We start from the raw sequence: 16,325 nt of genomic DNA on the forward strand, positions 1-16,325 counted from the left end.
AGATGACCTGACAGTAAAAAAAGGACAAGCCTGAAAATAATTTCAGGCTTGTCCTTTTCCATTCAACGCGCTTCGCTCACCATTTGGGCATAGCTTGTCTGGCTGATGACGCGGCGGGCCGTTACATATCTGTTTTGATAATAAGACTCTGACAGGCTGCTGACAGTAACACCCTGGCTGCTTGAGGAATGGGCAAACTGATTGTTCCCCACATAGATGCCGGCATGGGAAATGCCGCGTCCGCTTGTGTTAAAAAACACCAGGTCTCCCGCCCGGAGATCTTCTTTGGCGACTGCTACACCTTCGTTAGCCTGCTGTTGGGAAGTGCGGGGCAAGTCCAAACTAAACTTGTTGAATATGTACAGAATAAAACCGGAACAATCGAATCCTGCAGTTGTGGTGCCCCCATATTTGTATGGAGTACCTGCAACCTGACTAACATAGCTGTTGATTTGTGCTTCGCTGGCATGTGTAGTGGCAGCCCCGGATGTAAACAGTACGGCGGCTCCAAAAATCGACAATATCGCTTTTTTCAAAAAAATGTTCTCCCTTCAACGCCTACGGAGTTAGCTGAGGGTTAGGTAGAAGGTTCCCTTTACTCTTTTATGTACAAGAATAATTCACCCGGAATGGTTCCCCCGTTTTCAAACACAATGAAATTCGGCAAATATTAAAATTTTGTAACCTTAATCAGGGTAATATACCCAACCTCTCTTTGTCAATGGAAGAAAAACCCTTTTGATAGAAGGTGGCAGCGGCTATATACCAACAAAAAATTGCAGTTCATAAAAGTAACATAAAAGAAACAAAAATGTAAACACGCAATGCATAGTTAGCTGTATCGAGAAACATATTACACGCAGATTGGAGGAAAACCCCGGTTAAGATGGCGTGTAAAAAAACCGGTCGGGGCAGTACCTTTGACCGGTTGGATGCTTCCATATTATCGGAGTCGGAACTTCTTGCGGAGGCGAGTTAATCTTATGTTAATATAGATTTAACAAGCAATGGGAGATGGTGAAATGAAAAGGTATCCTCTTTGGTATAACGTAATTGTAGGAACTGTACTGATCGCACTGATCTGCTCATTATTTTTTGTGGAATATAACATAACCCCTTATGCCTTGTTCGTCCTGTTTATAGCCATGGCTGTCCGGGATTGGAAAACCGACCGCCGCTACTCCATTTTGTATCTTGTGTTGGCGGGGGTATACGTTATTTTGATGCTGTAGCCTCTTGAACCTGTTTTCTCTCCGTAAAATAATAGATCAGTGCCATGGCTGGCAGTGCAATGCCTATGACGGACGCAGCCTTCCAGCCCCCCAGGTCATAAGCCCATCCTCCAGCCGCAGAACCCAGGGCTCCACCTGCAAAAAAGATAGCCATAAACAAACCGTTCAACCGGCTGCGCACCTCGGCTCCAAGGGCAAAAATCGCACGCTGGCTGAGAACCAGATTAGCCGACACGCCCATGTCCAAAAGAATCGCAGAAAAGACTAATATGGATACGGTAAACACCGAACGGGTATGAACCATGAAAGGCAGAGCCAGTGCAATGATAACTGCGGCCAAAGCGAGCCCTGTCGCCGTCCGAATCCAGCCCCGATCTGCCAGACGGCCTGCGATGGGGGCCGCAATCGCGCCGGATACTCCCGCTAAGGCAAACAATGCCACTTCCATTTGTGAAAAATGAAATGCAGGCCCTGTCAGTAACAGCGAAACCGTCGTCCAGAACAAGCTGAAGGTCCCAAATACAGCAGCATGATAAATGGCCCGGCGCCGCAGGATTGGCGTAGTTTTCAGCAGATGCCACATCGAGCCGATGAGCCTGGAGTAAGGTTCGTTTGTCACCGGCTTTCTGGCAGGAAGCGCCTTGGCCAGAACGAGAGCCAGGACAAAAATCAATACAGAGGATAAAACGAATACGGAACGCCAGCCCAGCAGATCAGCCACCATGCTGGACAGCGGGCGTGCAAGCATAATGCCCAGCAGCAAACCGCTCATGACATTGCCCACTACCCTGCCGCGGGATTCGTCAGGCGCAAGATGCGCCGCATACGGCACCAGAATCTGAGCCGCCACCGAGCCGATCCCGATCATTGCGGACGCAAGAAGGAACAGCGCGGCGCTTGGAGCCGCCGCCAGGGTAAGCAAAGACAGTATAGTAAGGAACAGTGCCCCTACCACCAGCTTCCTATTTTCAAGCACATCCCCCAAAGGGACGACAAACAGCAGGCCGATGCCGTAGCCAATCTGCGTCAGAGTAACAATCAGGCCCGCCGCTCCCGAGGATAGCCCGATGGACGAGCTGATTTCCCCCACCAAAGGCTGGGCATAATATAAATTAGCCACAATGATGCCACACGAGATGGCCAGAAAAAGCGTAAGCCACGTCGGAACAGATTTTATAACCGCTTGATTTCCCATTGAACTCATAAGAAGGGCTCCTTTACATTTTGATTTCATTTTACAGGAATGAATGTTCCGGAAAATTCAAAAAAAATATAGCTACAGCATTTCAATGACCGCAGCTATCATGTCTTCAGCCGCTCGCCTGTCACTTGTGGATCTGGCCACAACGTTTATGCCATGGTTCAAGTGAAGCAATAGGGATGTAAGGACTTTGATGTCTTTGTCTGGGCTGATTTCTCCGCTCTGTTGACCTTTTTTAAGAAGCTCATAAAATAACCGCTCAAGCTCATTCAGGCTTTCCCGGGTCAATTGGTGAAACTCCTGGTGAGGAGAATCGGCCGAGACGATCGTGTTTGTCACGAGACAGCCTTTAGGATAGGCTTCGTCATATGCGCCTGCAATATGCAGGTCAAAATACTGGCGGACTCCCTCTTTTACAGATGTGGCTTGCCGCAGAAGGGTCCGCTTCCTCTCCCAAACCTTCTTATAATGCTTAAAGGCCTGCACATACAGCGTTTCTTTGTCCACAAACGTTTCATACATGCTCGATCGGCTGATGCCCATCGCTTTGACCAAATCGGGTATGCTCGTTGCTTCATAGCCCTTTTCCCAGAAAACGAGCATCGCTTTATGCAGCACCTGTTCATAGTCAAATTCTTTGGTGCGTCCCATGATCATCCCTTCCTTCTCTTCGCTAATAACAGTATACATTTTCCGAAATGATCAGTCCAGTATTTTTTTAAAGGAGCCTAAAGATCAATTGATCTTTAGGCCAACGTGAGACGCTCCGTGAACGAAGCATTGCTGTATACCATCTCGAAATCATTACTGCCAATTAAGTTCGCCCGTGTAGGTTACCTGTTGGTCTCCTTCAATGATTTCGCCAATAATATAGCTTTCACAGCCTTTTGTTTGAAGATGCTGGCGAATCATTTGTACGTCATTTTTATCCGCCACCAGCGTAATTCCGACCCCCATATTGAACGTCTTTAGCATATCCTGATCGCTTACTTGACCATAATTTTTAATTATTTCAAATATTTTCATTATTTCCATCCGGTCAAGCTCGATCCGTGCAGAGGTGCCGGGTGGCAATATCCTGTTCAGATTTCCTGCGATGCCACCACCAGTGATATGAGCCATCCCCTTGATAACAGACTGAGGGAAAAGGTTTTTTAGCTCTTGATAATAACATTTATGCGGTCTAAGAATGGTCTCCATAAAGGACTCTCCTTCGATTTTCTCATCCATAATTTCCGGGCGAGTCTCCAAAAGCTTCCTTACCAAAGAATAACCGTTCGTATGAAGTCCGTTGGAAGCTAAGGCCAGCACAACATCCCCTATCTTGATTTGTGAACCATCAATAATTCTACTCTTGTCTACAACCCCGAGAACACTTGCATTAAGCATGTATTCTCCTTCCGGTAATACACGAGGCTGTTCAGAAGTCTCTCCGCCTATTAAGAGGCAATCTTGTTCCTTACAAGCATCAGAAATTCCACGAACAATACGAACAACAACATTTTTTTCCATTTTCCCACACAAAATAATATCCAGCACAACCTCCGGTTTAGCTCCCATGACAATGATGTCATTGATCAAATGGTTAATCAGATCGTAACAAATACTTTCAACCTTGTCTTCTTGAAAAGCGAGCAATTGCTTGGATCCCGGCTCTTCTGCTTTGAGAACTAATACTGGATTTTCGACACCTTCAAATCGAGCTTCAAATAATGAAGCAAACGCTCCGGGACGGTTTATTACCCGCGAATCAGATGTAATCATGCTCTCAGCCATTTCTTTTTTAGCAGCATCCGCGATATCGATGTTAACGCCAGATTTTTCATAAGACAGTTCATTTGACACGGTTACAGCCTCCTTGGTTACTCCAAAGTTGATTTTAAATAAATCTGTTCAATTTCGCATCTTTCACTTTGATTCAGCACATGCATCACTTGGTTTGCTACGTCGTCTGGGTTTAACGAAATGGGACGATCACCAGGTTTTTTATCGTTAAAGTAAGTATCAACGCGCCCTGGCCCAATGGTTGTTATCGTAATGTTTGTTCCTCTCAGTTCTTGTCTCACAGAATCTGAAAACCCTCGAAGCCCGAACTTCGAGGCACAATACAGACTCCCTTCTGCAAAACCAATATGATCCGCGTCGGAAGTAATATTGATGATTCTTCCGAAATTTTGCCGTTTCATATTTGGAAGCAGACGCTTTGTCAACAAAAATGGAATCGTTAAATTTAATTTAAGAAGCCTGTCCCAATCATTCAACTCTAATTGTTCCACTAAAGCAAATTTTCCACATCCTGCATTGTTAATCAGCACATCAATACCCTGCGACTTTTGCAACACCTGCTTGACTATTTGATCAGCACGAGAGATATCCGTCAAATCACAAGAGTATAAAGAGATGGATTTAGCCTGTTCTTCTGAGATATCGTTGGCGTTCTGAGTTATCGCATAAATGTTGTAGTTGTTCGCTTCTAACAATTCCCTCAGAATCGAATGACCAATTCCCTTGCTACATCCTGTTAGTAAAACAGATTTTGTCACTTGCCTCCACCTCCAGTACTTCATCTACTAATTTTTTGACTTTATCGCTAATTTCATTTTTGCTCACAAGTACAACTTTTGATTCATAGATAACTTTCTCCTCCGCTAAATTGTGTAAAGCGAGGGTATAACCCGTTTCGACACAATCCACGCAGCAATTATACAAGCTTGGTATCAGTGCCTCGCTGGAACCAGATATGCTATCAATAACCACATCTGTTTGATTGATTTTTTTAAAGAAATCATTTGCAATTCGGGGAAATTCGGTTACACATCGGATCGGAAGCTTTTGACCTAGTACCGGCTCGCCCTTCCCGCTTATTAAACTAATACGCGTATCGCACCAATCCAACTCTTTATGAACATGAAGTTCAATGTCGCTCTCATAAATCCATTCAGTAGAAGTAATTCCAAAATCCAAATTTCCAGATGAAATTAACTTTGGGATATCACGGTGCTTAAGCAAATAAAAATGAACTCTACTATTATCGAAAAAGTGTAATTTTTCCTTGTTTATATCATAATTTAAAAAGGTTTCAATTACAGAAATCGACTTATGCTTAACGACACCCTTAGGAAGACCAATTTTTATCAAGATTAAATTTCCTCCCGCAGAACTTCTTGAAAAGCTTCCAATACCTTCATAAGACCATTTTCTTCCCTGTATAAAGAACCGTTACGTTGTACCCAGCTATTCATATTGTTCTTGAACTCAATGATAGTGTTAGAAGATTGCAAACACTTCATCAAGTTAGCCTCAAGTTCAGAGGCATCGTTGGGTTCAAACAGCAAACCGTTGTATCCATGTTCAATGATTTTTATGGAACCCTCATTTCTCGTAGTAATAACCGGTGTGTTCATAAACATTGCTTCCAAAAGAACTGAACTAAAATTACCTTTTAATCTAGCGTCTATCAACAAAGTGGACTTTTTCAACAAGTAACCCACATTATTTCGATCTAAATATCCGAGAAACGTTACCGCATCTTGAATGCCTAATCGCTTCACTTTATTCTCAAGGGATTGCCTATGTACTTGCTGCGGATGATCATCTTGACCAGCAATCAGCAGTCGACAAGGAATTTTCTTAATAAGAATAGAAAAGGCATCCAAAATGGTCGAAATTCCTTTTTCAGGACTGAAGCAAGAGTTTATTGTTGCCAATATAGGCAGATCTTCCTTGAATGCAACTGTTCCCTCCTCGAATATTCGGCTATCCAAAGGCATAGGAATTTCATTAATTTTATCTATAATGGAAGCATTGGGAAACATAAGACTGATTCGGGCTTTGATTTGCTGATCGGTAACCAAAATTCGGCTTGCGTCCAAAAAACTTTGATCAATTAGCCATTTAATTCTGTGGTCATGCTCATAACCTAAATTAATATCCCTACCAAAGCTGGATACAACATAGGGAATTTTAGTTAGCCCAGAAACTACGTAAGCACCGAAGCTATTAAAAGAACCATAATGTGCATGGATAATATCCAGGCCTACTTCTTCATGCAATTCTAATAGATAATTTATGATTCCCGACAATGATTTTCCGTAATCGACGGAACTGACAGTTCTGTCATCTATTACGGGATGTTCCAGTAAGCCGGCGTTGATCTTGACGTACGGTAAAAGATCCGAATCCAGATCAAGTGGCATTTTGCTACCGAGAAGATATGCTTTATGACCTTGAGCATGTAAAAAGGTGAACAAGTTTTTTGCGTATATTACACTTCCCGAATTGTAGGAAAGATCAGAAGAAGGAATTATGGCAATTCTCATGAATATATCCTCGATTGAAAGTATTGACCTACAACATTGGCGCAGTCAGGGTTTTGAATATCCGCGCTTAAATAATAAATTTTGTTATTCCTCAGTAACTGTCGGATTAAAGATATTTCTTTTACTAGAAAACTCATCCTTTTACTAAAACTTTCAGTCATATTGTAATCGAACAAATCTTCTTTCAAATCGTAATTCCCCGTTGCTCCACCGAAATATAACAAGAACGAAAACGCCATATCAAAATCAAGCTCCGAGCAGTGAAAGTTTCCTTCGCGGTTGAAATCAACAACATAGATATTCACAAGCTTTCCGTTTGCAATTCCGACGTTATCGCACAGTTCATACGTTTCATTGCCATCCGACCTTCTGATCCTTTTCCAACTGTTAATTGCCCATACCTGTTCATCTTTGATCATCGCGTGAGTGTTACCCACATGATTAAATCCCACTTGGGCTAAATAAGAAGCTAACGTTGTTTTACCACTTTTGCCCCGACCAAGCAGTAAAATGGCACGACCCTCTTTAATGAGCGTGGTAGCTTTTAAATGGAGTGCATCATAACGCAGTGCCATTATTGTAAAGACATACTTCATTGCATATGTCCAAATAATTTTGTTGTAACCATCCGGTGATTCATAATGCAATGAAATGCTAAGCGTATCTTTTTCGGACTTCATCTTAACCGACATTCCGTGATGATGGCCTAGATAGATACCGCGCCGGAGCATCTCTTGACGATAGGAAGCCACCCCATCCCCATCTCCATCCCCTGTATTTATCTTCAATGTGAACAGACTGTCGGAAAACTTCCGATTGTATGAAGCGTGTCCTAGCACGGAAGATCCTAGATAATCCGGACTGGTGGAAGTAATACAAAGTTTCCCAAATGGCATTTCGACTAATCTACTATACATGTTCCTCCTCCGTCTGCACAAAGATCTCCGTACTCGCATATTTCAGCTTTCCATAGACCTTTATTTGGCGGTCAAATTCTTTGAAAAACGTTTCTCGTAAAGCATCGGATATTTTAATATTCATTATATTGCCCAAGCAAAAAATCCACGCCATTAAATCACCAAGTTCTCCTGAAATCTCTTCTTTAGTTTTACCTTTTCGGATTGCAGCAACCACTTCTCCAAGCTCCTCCACCATCCAAATAATCGATTTATCCAAGTCGTAGCGACCATAGACTTGAAGTGAAGCGTCTTGAATGTTGTCCAACTCAACTATTCGTTCTTCAATATTTGTCCAATCCATGAGTCCCACCCTAAGATAATAATTTAATTTCGATCAATCGATTTAACGTTTGAATCTGCATAGCGGTATGCTCAGTTATTTCGCTCAGCAAACACTTCATAGAATCCGTATAGGTTTGCCGATGTTCTTCAAAATAACTCAAAAAGTAAGAGTACATGCTCAAGTAGCTATTCTTGTAGGTATTGGTCAAATCAAATGTTTTAATATACTCTCTTCCCCAACTATTTAAACGAAGCTGTTGAATTCTGTCGTCCTCAATTTTAAACTTTTTTGCAGCGGTAAATCGGTAAATCAGTTTCGCTTCATCAATAAGAATCAAAGCCCTTCTTAATTGATCACATTCGAAAGTACAGTTTAACGATTTTTTTAAAAGATAGTATACGGATGCGTCATCCATAATGTAAAAATGATATGTAAATTCGCCCCTTTCTTTCAACACCTGATCAATCGCATAAAGCCCCAACAGAATAACCTCGCCACTATCTCCCATAGTAGATTCCAGATCAACACGCAAGTTCGGATCCTGCAAAACTTTATACCTATCGATAGGATTCAATTCCTCGAAGTGCTTTTCATATCTTGGAAGTACTGACATAGAGTTCTCTCCTTATATGAAATTTATAAACACAAAGAGGTTTCACAATAGTGAAACCTCTTTGGTATACGACAAAGAAACTGTGCGACAGTTTCTTTAAATACGCTAGGATTCACTCATAGTCCATTATTTACGGTAATGGGTAGAAACACTCAAACCTTATTTTCGAGCATATATGAGCTAATATGTATGTTAATGCAATTAAGTCCACTTCAAATACTATCCTTCTTATCTACTTATGTCAATCATTTCCTTGAGATGCACCTTAGGATACCATAAGCAAAGATTAGAAATTTCTGCTTATTCCTGTAGTGACATATCCAGATTACAGAATGCAAATTTTAAGTAGTTTGGTGGAGCTCATCTTGTAAAAAACTTAAAATCGTGAAAATACTCTCTCAAATGAGGTATGGTGAAAATGAATATTACTTAATTTATACCCGCAGTTTTGGAAACATTTATGGAAACATTCCTCTTGACTTGTCCTATGTTAAGTATATATTATGAATGCGTAGATGGAAGGAGGTGGAAAGCATGTCCTCTGTGCCTTTTCCAGTAAAAACCAGAAAAAAAGGTAAATAACCACCCAGAAGCAGTTGAAACATGAATCGACTAGTCTCCGTGAGGTGTCCCTCAGCATTGAGGGACATCTTTTAATTGAGTTAGCAAGAAATTGATTTGTAATTGCTGAATCTGTTACAAGAGTACTTTTATCATAGAGATACATAGATATCGTTCGAGAAATTGCTCTGCGAAGTTAGATATACTAAACTCTTAGACTACGAGGTGGCATATGAATAATTTAGAAAAAATCTTTATGTCTGCCATAACATATCAGACAAGTAATCTGGATTATCACAATTTAATTGGGCTTATTGAACAAATCGATATAGACGATCTCATTCATGCCGTCCAAAAATCAAAGATTTGCTCTCAGTTCTATGAGTTTTTATCTCATATTCGTGTGTATAATGACAGTTATCAAAAATCATCAAAAATAGATCAATGTCTTAATAAACTGACCTCCCTCGGTTTTGGGAGAATCGAAAGAAAGAAAAAAAATCAAACTTTAGAACGTGCACTAATTGAGGTACTGGAGGCTACCGAGCAAGCAGCTGTAGCAGCTCTTGTCGTAAAAGGAAGCAGCATTCCTTTTTTGTTACCTAACTATAAGGTACGAGATCAAGCTGATATTGATATTGTTGTACAGGACTTAAACTCACTATGGTTATTACTTAGAGAATTATTTGGCAAGGGTTATGTTGAATCACTTGAGGAAAACGCGTGGATTAAGCTGTTCAAAGGTCCTCAGCCATATTGGGGAGCTCATTTTACTGTCAAAGGCGAAATCGAAATTGATATTCATACTCATTCAATGACGTTTGGTCAGGGACAAATGTTGACAACTCAGTTGTGGCAACGGAAGATGAGTACGGATTTAGATGGGCATTTGCTTTTTTATCCGACACCTGAGGATGCTTTTCTCTTCTTGGTAGCACATGGATATCAAGAGGGGCATTTCACAGTCAAGGATGCTTCTGATGTCTACAATCTTCTGCTAGTACATAATGATGAATTTGACTGGGATTATATAGCCAGCCAAGCCGATAAAAATTCATTACACCGAGGAATCATAAGAATTCTTTCTTTGTTAAAAAGCTACAGTGATCTTCAAATACCTTGTGAAATGGTTATTTGCGAAGAAAATTTCCCAATTATTCCATTTGATGATGAGGATATATTTGTCCAATATGAAATGGAGTTTGATTTCGCCCGCACAAATAACGACATAAATTACGCAATAGACATGATTAATAAGAAAAAACAATGGCTAGACATCGTGCACATCATCACCTGTGAGAATGCGGATGCTGACAAAGAACGGTTGCAAGAAAGACTTGAACGTAGACATATATTGGAGGGATTAGAATTGGGCATTCAAGTGCTACTTTTCCCGCTTAGAAGATTGTCTAGTGACACCGGATATTTCCCTAGTAAAAAATGGTGGATAAACGAATTCAAAGAGATAAAATTAGCTGATACAAATACCTATGTAATCCCGGTTGGGGACACTACCGAGCTAATTTGTACACCTTCGGGTTTCTATACTACGACACGTACTATGTTTTTTTACGAAGAAGATCTTGATGATCTGCATACGGTTGCACAAAGTATTTTAGATAAATTCCCTAAATAAAAGTCGCTATTCTTCTTTAAATCTCAAAAAAACATTATATTCTAAATAAAATTAACTTAGCAATCTAGGTTTAATGACATTTACAATTTCACCAGCTAGGAAAAAATCACCTTAAGCTAGGGGGGAAGAAGTTGCGAGCACCTTTACTTCGTAATACTGAATTAATGTCTAAAACAATGAAACCACTTTGGAAAAATCGAGATTTTGTACTCATTTGGATGGGAACTTCTATATCTGGATTGACATTTCAATTTTATCTAATTGCACTGCCGCTAATTATTTTTGACCATACTAAATCAGCACTTGCAATGAGCATCATGCGTTCGGTTGAGGTTATACCAAACGTACTACTTGCGGCTGCAATTGGAGTTCTAGTTGACCGGTATTATAGAAAACATATCATGCGATGGTCCATAGGCGTTCAAATTTCCGCACTACTGGTCCTCTTATGTATAATTTTATTACATATAGACCAACTTTGGGTGGTCTACGTGGTCGCATTTCTAGTAGGTGCCGCCGAATATGCGTTTTGGAATGCATACCATAGCACACTGCCACTCGTCGTCTCAAGAGAACAATTAACCTCTGCTAACGCCTCGTTAATATCTATTGAATCGACTATCAATGTTGCTGGTCCAGCCATTGCGGGTTTCATTCTTTCACTGGTTAGTTATTCAACAGGAATTATTGGTAGCATATGTGGTCTGACTCTGCTTTATATTATGGTCAGTTTCACGGATATTCCGCAGACCAGTGCACCAAAAACTCAAAAGACTGGGTTTCTGGCTGAGTTTGTTGAAGGATGGGCTCAACTAATCTCAACACCATCTCTTCGAATCATGACTACAATGATTCTATTTGTAAACATTGGTTCAGCCATTGCCGGTGGAATCATGCTCTTCTATGCACGCAACGATTTACACGCCTCTGCGTTAGGCGTTGGAGTAATTTATGCTTCCATAGCGTTTGGCACGATGTTGTCCGGTCTTATTGCGAAACCTAGCCGACGTTTATCTGGCAGGGGAACATTGATGCTCTTTTCAGTTCTTATCGCCGTCGTTGGTCAGATAACCATGTTCTTATCCACAACATGGGTGATGCTAGCTTGGGGTATGTTCTTTATGGGCTTTTCGGCGGGATTCACCAACATTCACTATTTCACTTTACGACAGGAGCTTACTCCAAATCACCTTCTTGGTAGAGTTGCAGGGGCCTCTTCAATGGTTACGAAATTGGCGCTTCCTGTAGCTTATCTTGTATCAGGGATTTTGGGAAGTTGGATCGGAGCAAACTACATGTTTTTAATGTCTGCTTGTGTACTCATGCTCATTTTTTCATATGGGTTAGTAATTAGATTGTGGAAATATATATAAATATACAAAATTGGGTGCGACGAATTTACATCTTCTTTTAACGGCTCAATTTAGAAATTAGCGGTTGATTTTTTAACCCAACAAACGATGCCGATTACATTCGATTAAAATACCCGCTTTGTAACACTTACGATTACGTGTGAAATAGTGTCGACGCTGGTACGCTTTGATTCGATTATGCCGTCCTTCTACGGTGGCATTGGTCCAGCTGCAGCGGTGGTAGTTACGATCTCTGTTTCCCAATTCTTCATGGTTCTCAAGGCGCTTCGAACCACTTCATGATCGATGTCTTCTCCCTGCCGACACCAACGGGCAAAACCAAGACAGGCCACATGTACATCTGGCGAATGGTCATATCAGTGGGAGAAGGCTTCTTTCTATTCCCAGGCCTTGCGTAGCAATGGCGAGAATTCAAGGAGTTGGTTTAACTGGACTTTGCTCTTTTCCGTCAGAGTATCGATGGGCGGGTTCAATAGTCGATGATAGATTTTTAAAAGCGCCTTAGCCTGCGATGCAAGCGTAGACTGCACGGACTTTCGAACCGCCTGAACACTTTCAATGACGTAGCCGTGAACGTGAGACCGGTCAGCAATACGGATCGCCTCTGGAAAACATTCGCTAATCCAGGTGTGATATGCCTGTGCCAAATCCATGACAACCACCCTCGGTTTCGAATCATATGGCGCTCCATCCTGACGTTACATTTCGCCCCCTGCTGAGGTGAACTTTAATTTTTTTCCCTTTCGATTTTTGCAGGCGGATTGAGCAAGCAACGAAGCGCACACGCTAGAACAGAGCAAATCCATATCCTATTGTTCCGCCCAATCCACCATTTGCACGAGTGTCCGGTCAGCATGTCCGTCACGATCATTTGGACAACTTCACCTGAACTCACCTTGCATTGGGTATCGTAAGGACTTTCGCATCCATCGTCTAGGGAATCCGTATGTCCTTCATCATTAGGTTGATCAGATTCAAGTATCCCTACGGGTGGACAGCTTCGATCCATATAGGTGATTGCGTGGAAGACCTCCGTACGTTAATTCTTTGTAGAGAGATTCGACACACCCCCGCCATTTCTTTTTTGATCGAAAATATCTTCTACACGCTCTTATTAAAGATACGAAATGTGAGATTCATGGATCCGGCTCCTTATTTTAAAAGAAATAGCTTTTCCCCTCTTCCGCCATAATATCAATGGGAGCAAGTCCCGGAGCCTCTATCCGGCAGCAGGGTCCGTCCGCCGCACATTCAATGACCATCTCCGTAACGAGAGCCCCCGACCATTTGAAGCTGATTGTGAACCCTCCCCGGGCGCGAAGCCCTCTGACTTCTCCTTCGCTCCACTTCCGGGGCAGGGCGGGAAGCAGCCGGATCACGCCGGTGTGGCTTTGCAGCAACATCTCGGCAATGCCCGCAGCACCTCCGAAATTGCCGTCAATCTGGAACGGCGGATGGTTATCGAACAGGTTGGGCAGAGTGGAATGATCGAGCAGAGCCATTACATTTTCATACGCCTTCTCCCCATCCTGCAGCCGTGCCCAGAAATTAATAATCCAGGCCCGGCTCCAGCCGGTATGCCCGCCGCCACTGGCCAATCTCCGTTCCAGCGTCACACGGGCGGCGGCTGTCAGCTCCGGGGAAGGCCTGGTTGTGAAAGCATCGCCGGGATACAGGGCAAATAAATGCGAGATATGGCGATGTCCTGGCTCAGCCTCCTCATAATCCTCCATCCACTCCTGGATTTGGCCGTGCTTGCCGATTTGCGGCTTGGGCAGACGCTCCAGAGCTGCGGACAGCTCTGCACTGAATTCCTGATCTCTCCCCAAAATTTCCGCACTTTGGATACAGGCCGTGAACAAGGCATCAATAATCTGAAAATCCATGGAGGCCCCGGCACAGAGAACCCCCGTCTCCCCACCAGGCAGAATATAGCGGTTCTCGGGTGAGACGGACGGACAGGTGATCAGCCGGCCTTCCTGATCCGCAATCAGGTAATCCAGCAGGAACACCGCAGCCTCCTTTATCGTATCGTAAGCCTGCTCCAGGAAACGCTTGTCCTGACCGAAGCGGTAATGCTCCCACAGATGCAGGCACAGCCAGGCCGCTCCCATGGGCCAGAAGGATGCTGGCAGATAGGTGTCCTGGGGCGCCGTATCTGCCCATATATCCGTGTTATGGTGGGCAGTAAACCCTCGGCAGTCGTACATAACCCTGGCCGTAATCCTTCCCGGCTCTCTCATCCGTTCGATCAACTCAAACAAAGGCTCATGGCATTCGGCCAGATTGCAGAGCTCGGCAGGCCAGTAGTTCATCTGGGTGTTAATATTGATTGTGAATTTGCTGTCCCACGGAGGAAGGAAGCTGTCATTCCATATTCCCTGCAGATTGGCTGGCAGTGATCCCGGACGGCTGCACGAAAGCAGCAGATATCTGCCGTAATGGAAATAGAGAGCCACCAGCCCGTGATCCTCATCCCCCTGGCGGACAAGCTCCAGCCGTGCGTCTGTAGGAAGGTGGCTCTTATCCGGGTTCGCCGGCAGCGTCAGATTGACCCGTCCGTACAGGCTGCGGTAATCGGAGACATGCCGCTCCAGCAGCTCGGGATAAGGCAGACCGGTTAATCCGCTCAACTGTTGCTTGCAGTGCTGCTCCGGATCCTCATAACGGAACGTGGTTCCTGCAGCAAGCAGCAGGGTGACCGAATCGGCTCCTTCCACCAGCAAATGCTCACCGATGGTCCGGGAGCTTCCACCTTCGCAGACCGCCTTCAGCACAGCGCAAAATACGCTCCCGCCCTGTCCGCCGCCCTCTCCTTTCATCACGAGGCCGCTCTGTTCCCATTTCTCCGTCTTCTCCAGGTATCTCCACTGCTCACGATCAAACCGGGCTTTCAATGAGACTGCCCGCTTCTTGTCCGCCGTGAGACGAATGACGATGGCCTGATCAGGATAACTCGCAAAAATCTCCCTCGTGTATGTTATTTCACCTATTCGATAATGGATTCGGCACAGTCCCTGCTGCAAATCAAGCTCACGGACGTATCCGGTGCAGGGCTGGTCATGCTCCCTGAAGGTCAGCAGCAGATCGCCCAAAGGCAAATAATGCCGCTGGCATTCCGGCAACCCTGGGAGCGCCAGGGAAGCCAGCTCCTCCGCCTCCCGCAGCCGTCCTTGCATGATCATCTCACGCAGCTGCGGCAAATGGGGAAGCGCATCACGGTTGTTGCGGTCGCGCGGCCCTCCGTACCATACGGTATCTTCGTTCAATTGGAGCTTTTCCGCCTCCGTGCCGCCGAAAATCATCGCCCCCAGCCGCCCGTTTCCCACCGGCAGCGTCTCGTTCCATTCCGCCGCAGGCCGGTCGTACCACAATCGGTGCATCTGTTCCATCTCCATCAAGTCTCTCCTTTCCGGTTAAAGCCTCTTTTCCATACTCGTAAAACGACTAAGCATTGCCGCTGAAGAATCGGGAGCATTCTCCTTCGCCCCACACTCCGATAGCGCTTTCAAAAAAAACGATTCAATAACATTGTACAACCCAAGATTTGTTAATGTAATAGCTGTATCCATAATTTTTAGAATAATTTTAAGACTGTTTTATTACGGAATACAAGTACAAAAGTGCATGAAGCTTTTTTTTGCATCATGCACTTTTTCAAAAAAAAGTATGTAATTGTATTACAGGAAAGCCGGTGGTTTGAATTCCACTACGTGCTCGTCGTTTTTTACGATAAAAATACCATTCTGCTCCAGAATCAGCCTATAGCAATGGACGCTGTGAGCCGTTTGCCTGACGGTATAGCTCCAGGTTCCGCTAACCTTTTGCAGGATTCTCCACAGGATCTCATCCACCAGCTCAGCCTTCAATATGGGATTATTCCGGTTGACCTGGCACCGGATCAGCAAATTCAGATTATTCCGATTCAGAACCTGAGACTTAAGCGCCCCGTATCGATCAGACAGGATGGCTTTCAGGTTCTCGTCCATCTCACTGCCGCTTCCTTCGGCCAGCCGAAAATGCTCCTCTAAAAGCTGCTGGTGAAATTCCATATCCAGTTGGCCAATTTCCTTCTTCTGAACCGACACGTTGATAAATTCCTTTCTCTTGGCATCAGGTAAACAAACAGACTAAAAACGGTGACTTAA

General features: G+C 43.8%; 15 protein-coding genes, 1 pseudogene and 2 riboswitches. Of the genes and pseudogenes, 3 read left to right on the forward strand and 13 right to left on the reverse strand.

Translation table 11 applies throughout. The annotated features are described in order from the left end of the window. Positions 1–62 precede the first annotated feature (62 nt). Positions 63–536, reverse strand: a complete 474-nt coding sequence (locus ACE5LO_RS15960; RefSeq protein ID WP_375521005.1) for a C40 family peptidase — start codon at positions 534–536, stop codon at positions 63–65. A gap of 4 nt (positions 537–540) precedes the next feature. Then, positions 541–676: riboswitch (cyclic di-AMP (ydaO/yuaA leader) on the reverse strand. Positions 677–1,022: 346 nt separating this feature from the next. On the opposite strand from ACE5LO_RS15960, the gene ACE5LO_RS15965 reads away from it, so the two are divergent. After that, positions 1,023–1,232, forward strand: coding sequence for a hypothetical protein (locus ACE5LO_RS15965; RefSeq protein WP_375521006.1), 210 nt, complete (start codon positions 1,023–1,025; stop codon positions 1,230–1,232). On the opposite strand, the gene ACE5LO_RS15970 is transcribed toward ACE5LO_RS15965, so the two are convergent. The 9 genes from ACE5LO_RS15970 to ACE5LO_RS16010 all read right to left on the reverse strand — a co-directional run bounded on the left by ACE5LO_RS15970 (position 1,216) and on the right by ACE5LO_RS16010 (position 8,607). Further along, entirely contained in the window at positions 1,216–2,436 is a 1,221-nt protein-coding gene (locus ACE5LO_RS15970) for an MFS transporter (RefSeq protein WP_375521007.1), read from the reverse strand. The two genes, ACE5LO_RS15965 and ACE5LO_RS15970, sit on opposite strands and share 17 nt — an antisense overlap. 72 nt (positions 2,437–2,508) lie before the next feature. Further along, a complete protein-coding gene (locus tag ACE5LO_RS15975; protein ID WP_375521008.1) occupies positions 2,509–3,084 on the reverse strand; it encodes a TetR/AcrR family transcriptional regulator in 576 nt (191 codons plus the stop codon). 153 nt (positions 3,085–3,237) lie between these two features. Next, entirely contained in the window at positions 3,238–4,278 is a 1,041-nt protein-coding gene (gene purM, locus ACE5LO_RS15980) for a phosphoribosylformylglycinamidine cyclo-ligase (protein ID WP_375521009.1), read from the reverse strand. 17 nt (positions 4,279–4,295) lie between these two features. Further along, on the reverse strand, positions 4,296–4,976 hold the full coding sequence (locus ACE5LO_RS15985) for an SDR family NAD(P)-dependent oxidoreductase (protein WP_375521010.1): 681 nt from the start codon (positions 4,974–4,976) through the stop codon (positions 4,296–4,298). Then, the gene (gene hisG, locus ACE5LO_RS15990) at positions 4,945–5,571 is read right to left on the reverse strand and encodes an ATP phosphoribosyltransferase (protein WP_375521011.1); all 627 of its coding nucleotides are present in this window, start codon (positions 5,569–5,571) and stop codon (positions 4,945–4,947) included. Before hisG ends, ACE5LO_RS15985 begins: the two co-directional genes overlap by 32 nt. A 2-nt stretch (positions 5,572–5,573) precedes the next feature. Beyond that, positions 5,574–6,752 carry a glycosyltransferase family 4 protein gene (locus tag ACE5LO_RS15995; RefSeq protein ID WP_375521012.1) on the reverse strand — a complete coding sequence of 393 codons (1,179 nt, stop codon included), beginning with the start codon at positions 6,750–6,752 and terminating at the stop codon, positions 5,574–5,576. Further along, a complete protein-coding gene (locus ACE5LO_RS16000) occupies positions 6,749–7,669 on the reverse strand; it encodes a hypothetical protein (RefSeq protein WP_375521013.1) in 921 nt (306 codons plus the stop codon). The genes ACE5LO_RS15995 and ACE5LO_RS16000 overlap by 4 nt, the downstream gene beginning before the upstream one ends. Further along, on the reverse strand, positions 7,662–8,012 hold the full coding sequence (locus ACE5LO_RS16005; protein WP_375521014.1) for a MazG nucleotide pyrophosphohydrolase domain-containing protein: 351 nt from the start codon (positions 8,010–8,012) through the stop codon (positions 7,662–7,664). Before ACE5LO_RS16005 ends, ACE5LO_RS16000 begins: the two co-directional genes overlap by 8 nt. Positions 8,013–8,022: 10 nt before the next feature. Continuing rightward, positions 8,023–8,607: a hypothetical protein gene (locus tag ACE5LO_RS16010; protein ID WP_375521015.1), complete on the reverse strand. Its 585-nt coding sequence runs from the start codon at positions 8,605–8,607 to the stop codon at positions 8,023–8,025. Positions 8,608–8,706: 99 nt separating this feature from the next. Beyond that, a riboswitch (purine riboswitch) is annotated at positions 8,707–8,806 on the reverse strand. Between the two features lie 594 nt (positions 8,807–9,400). Between ACE5LO_RS16010 and ACE5LO_RS16015 the strand changes: the two genes are divergently transcribed. Next, positions 9,401–10,804, forward strand: coding sequence for a nucleotidyltransferase family protein (locus ACE5LO_RS16015; protein ID WP_375521016.1), 1,404 nt, complete (start codon positions 9,401–9,403; stop codon positions 10,802–10,804). Positions 10,805–10,935: 131 nt separating this feature from the next. Beyond that, complete coding sequence (locus tag ACE5LO_RS16020) at positions 10,936–12,177, forward strand: MFS transporter (protein ID WP_375521017.1); 1,242 nt, start codon at positions 10,936–10,938, stop codon at positions 12,175–12,177. A 72-nt stretch (positions 12,178–12,249) separates the two neighbouring features. Here ACE5LO_RS16020 and ACE5LO_RS27905 read toward each other — a convergent pair. The 3 genes and pseudogenes from ACE5LO_RS27905 to ACE5LO_RS16035 all read right to left on the reverse strand — a co-directional run. Then, positions 12,250–12,845, reverse strand: a pseudogene (locus tag ACE5LO_RS27905) (ISL3 family transposase); the annotation flags it as partial. Positions 12,846–13,334: 489 nt separating this feature from the next. Next, entirely contained in the window at positions 13,335–15,569 is a 2,235-nt protein-coding gene (locus tag ACE5LO_RS16030) for a glycoside hydrolase family 95 protein (RefSeq protein ID WP_375521048.1), read from the reverse strand. Positions 15,570–15,857: 288 nt separating this feature from the next. Beyond that, a complete protein-coding gene (locus tag ACE5LO_RS16035) occupies positions 15,858–16,265 on the reverse strand; it encodes a hypothetical protein (RefSeq protein ID WP_375521019.1) in 408 nt (135 codons plus the stop codon). Positions 16,266–16,325: the final 60 nt, after the last annotated feature.

The sequence above is a fragment of the Paenibacillus medicaginis genome, from assembly GCF_042138635.1.
Lineage (GTDB): Bacteria > Bacillota > Bacilli > Paenibacillales > Paenibacillaceae > Paenibacillus > Paenibacillus medicaginis.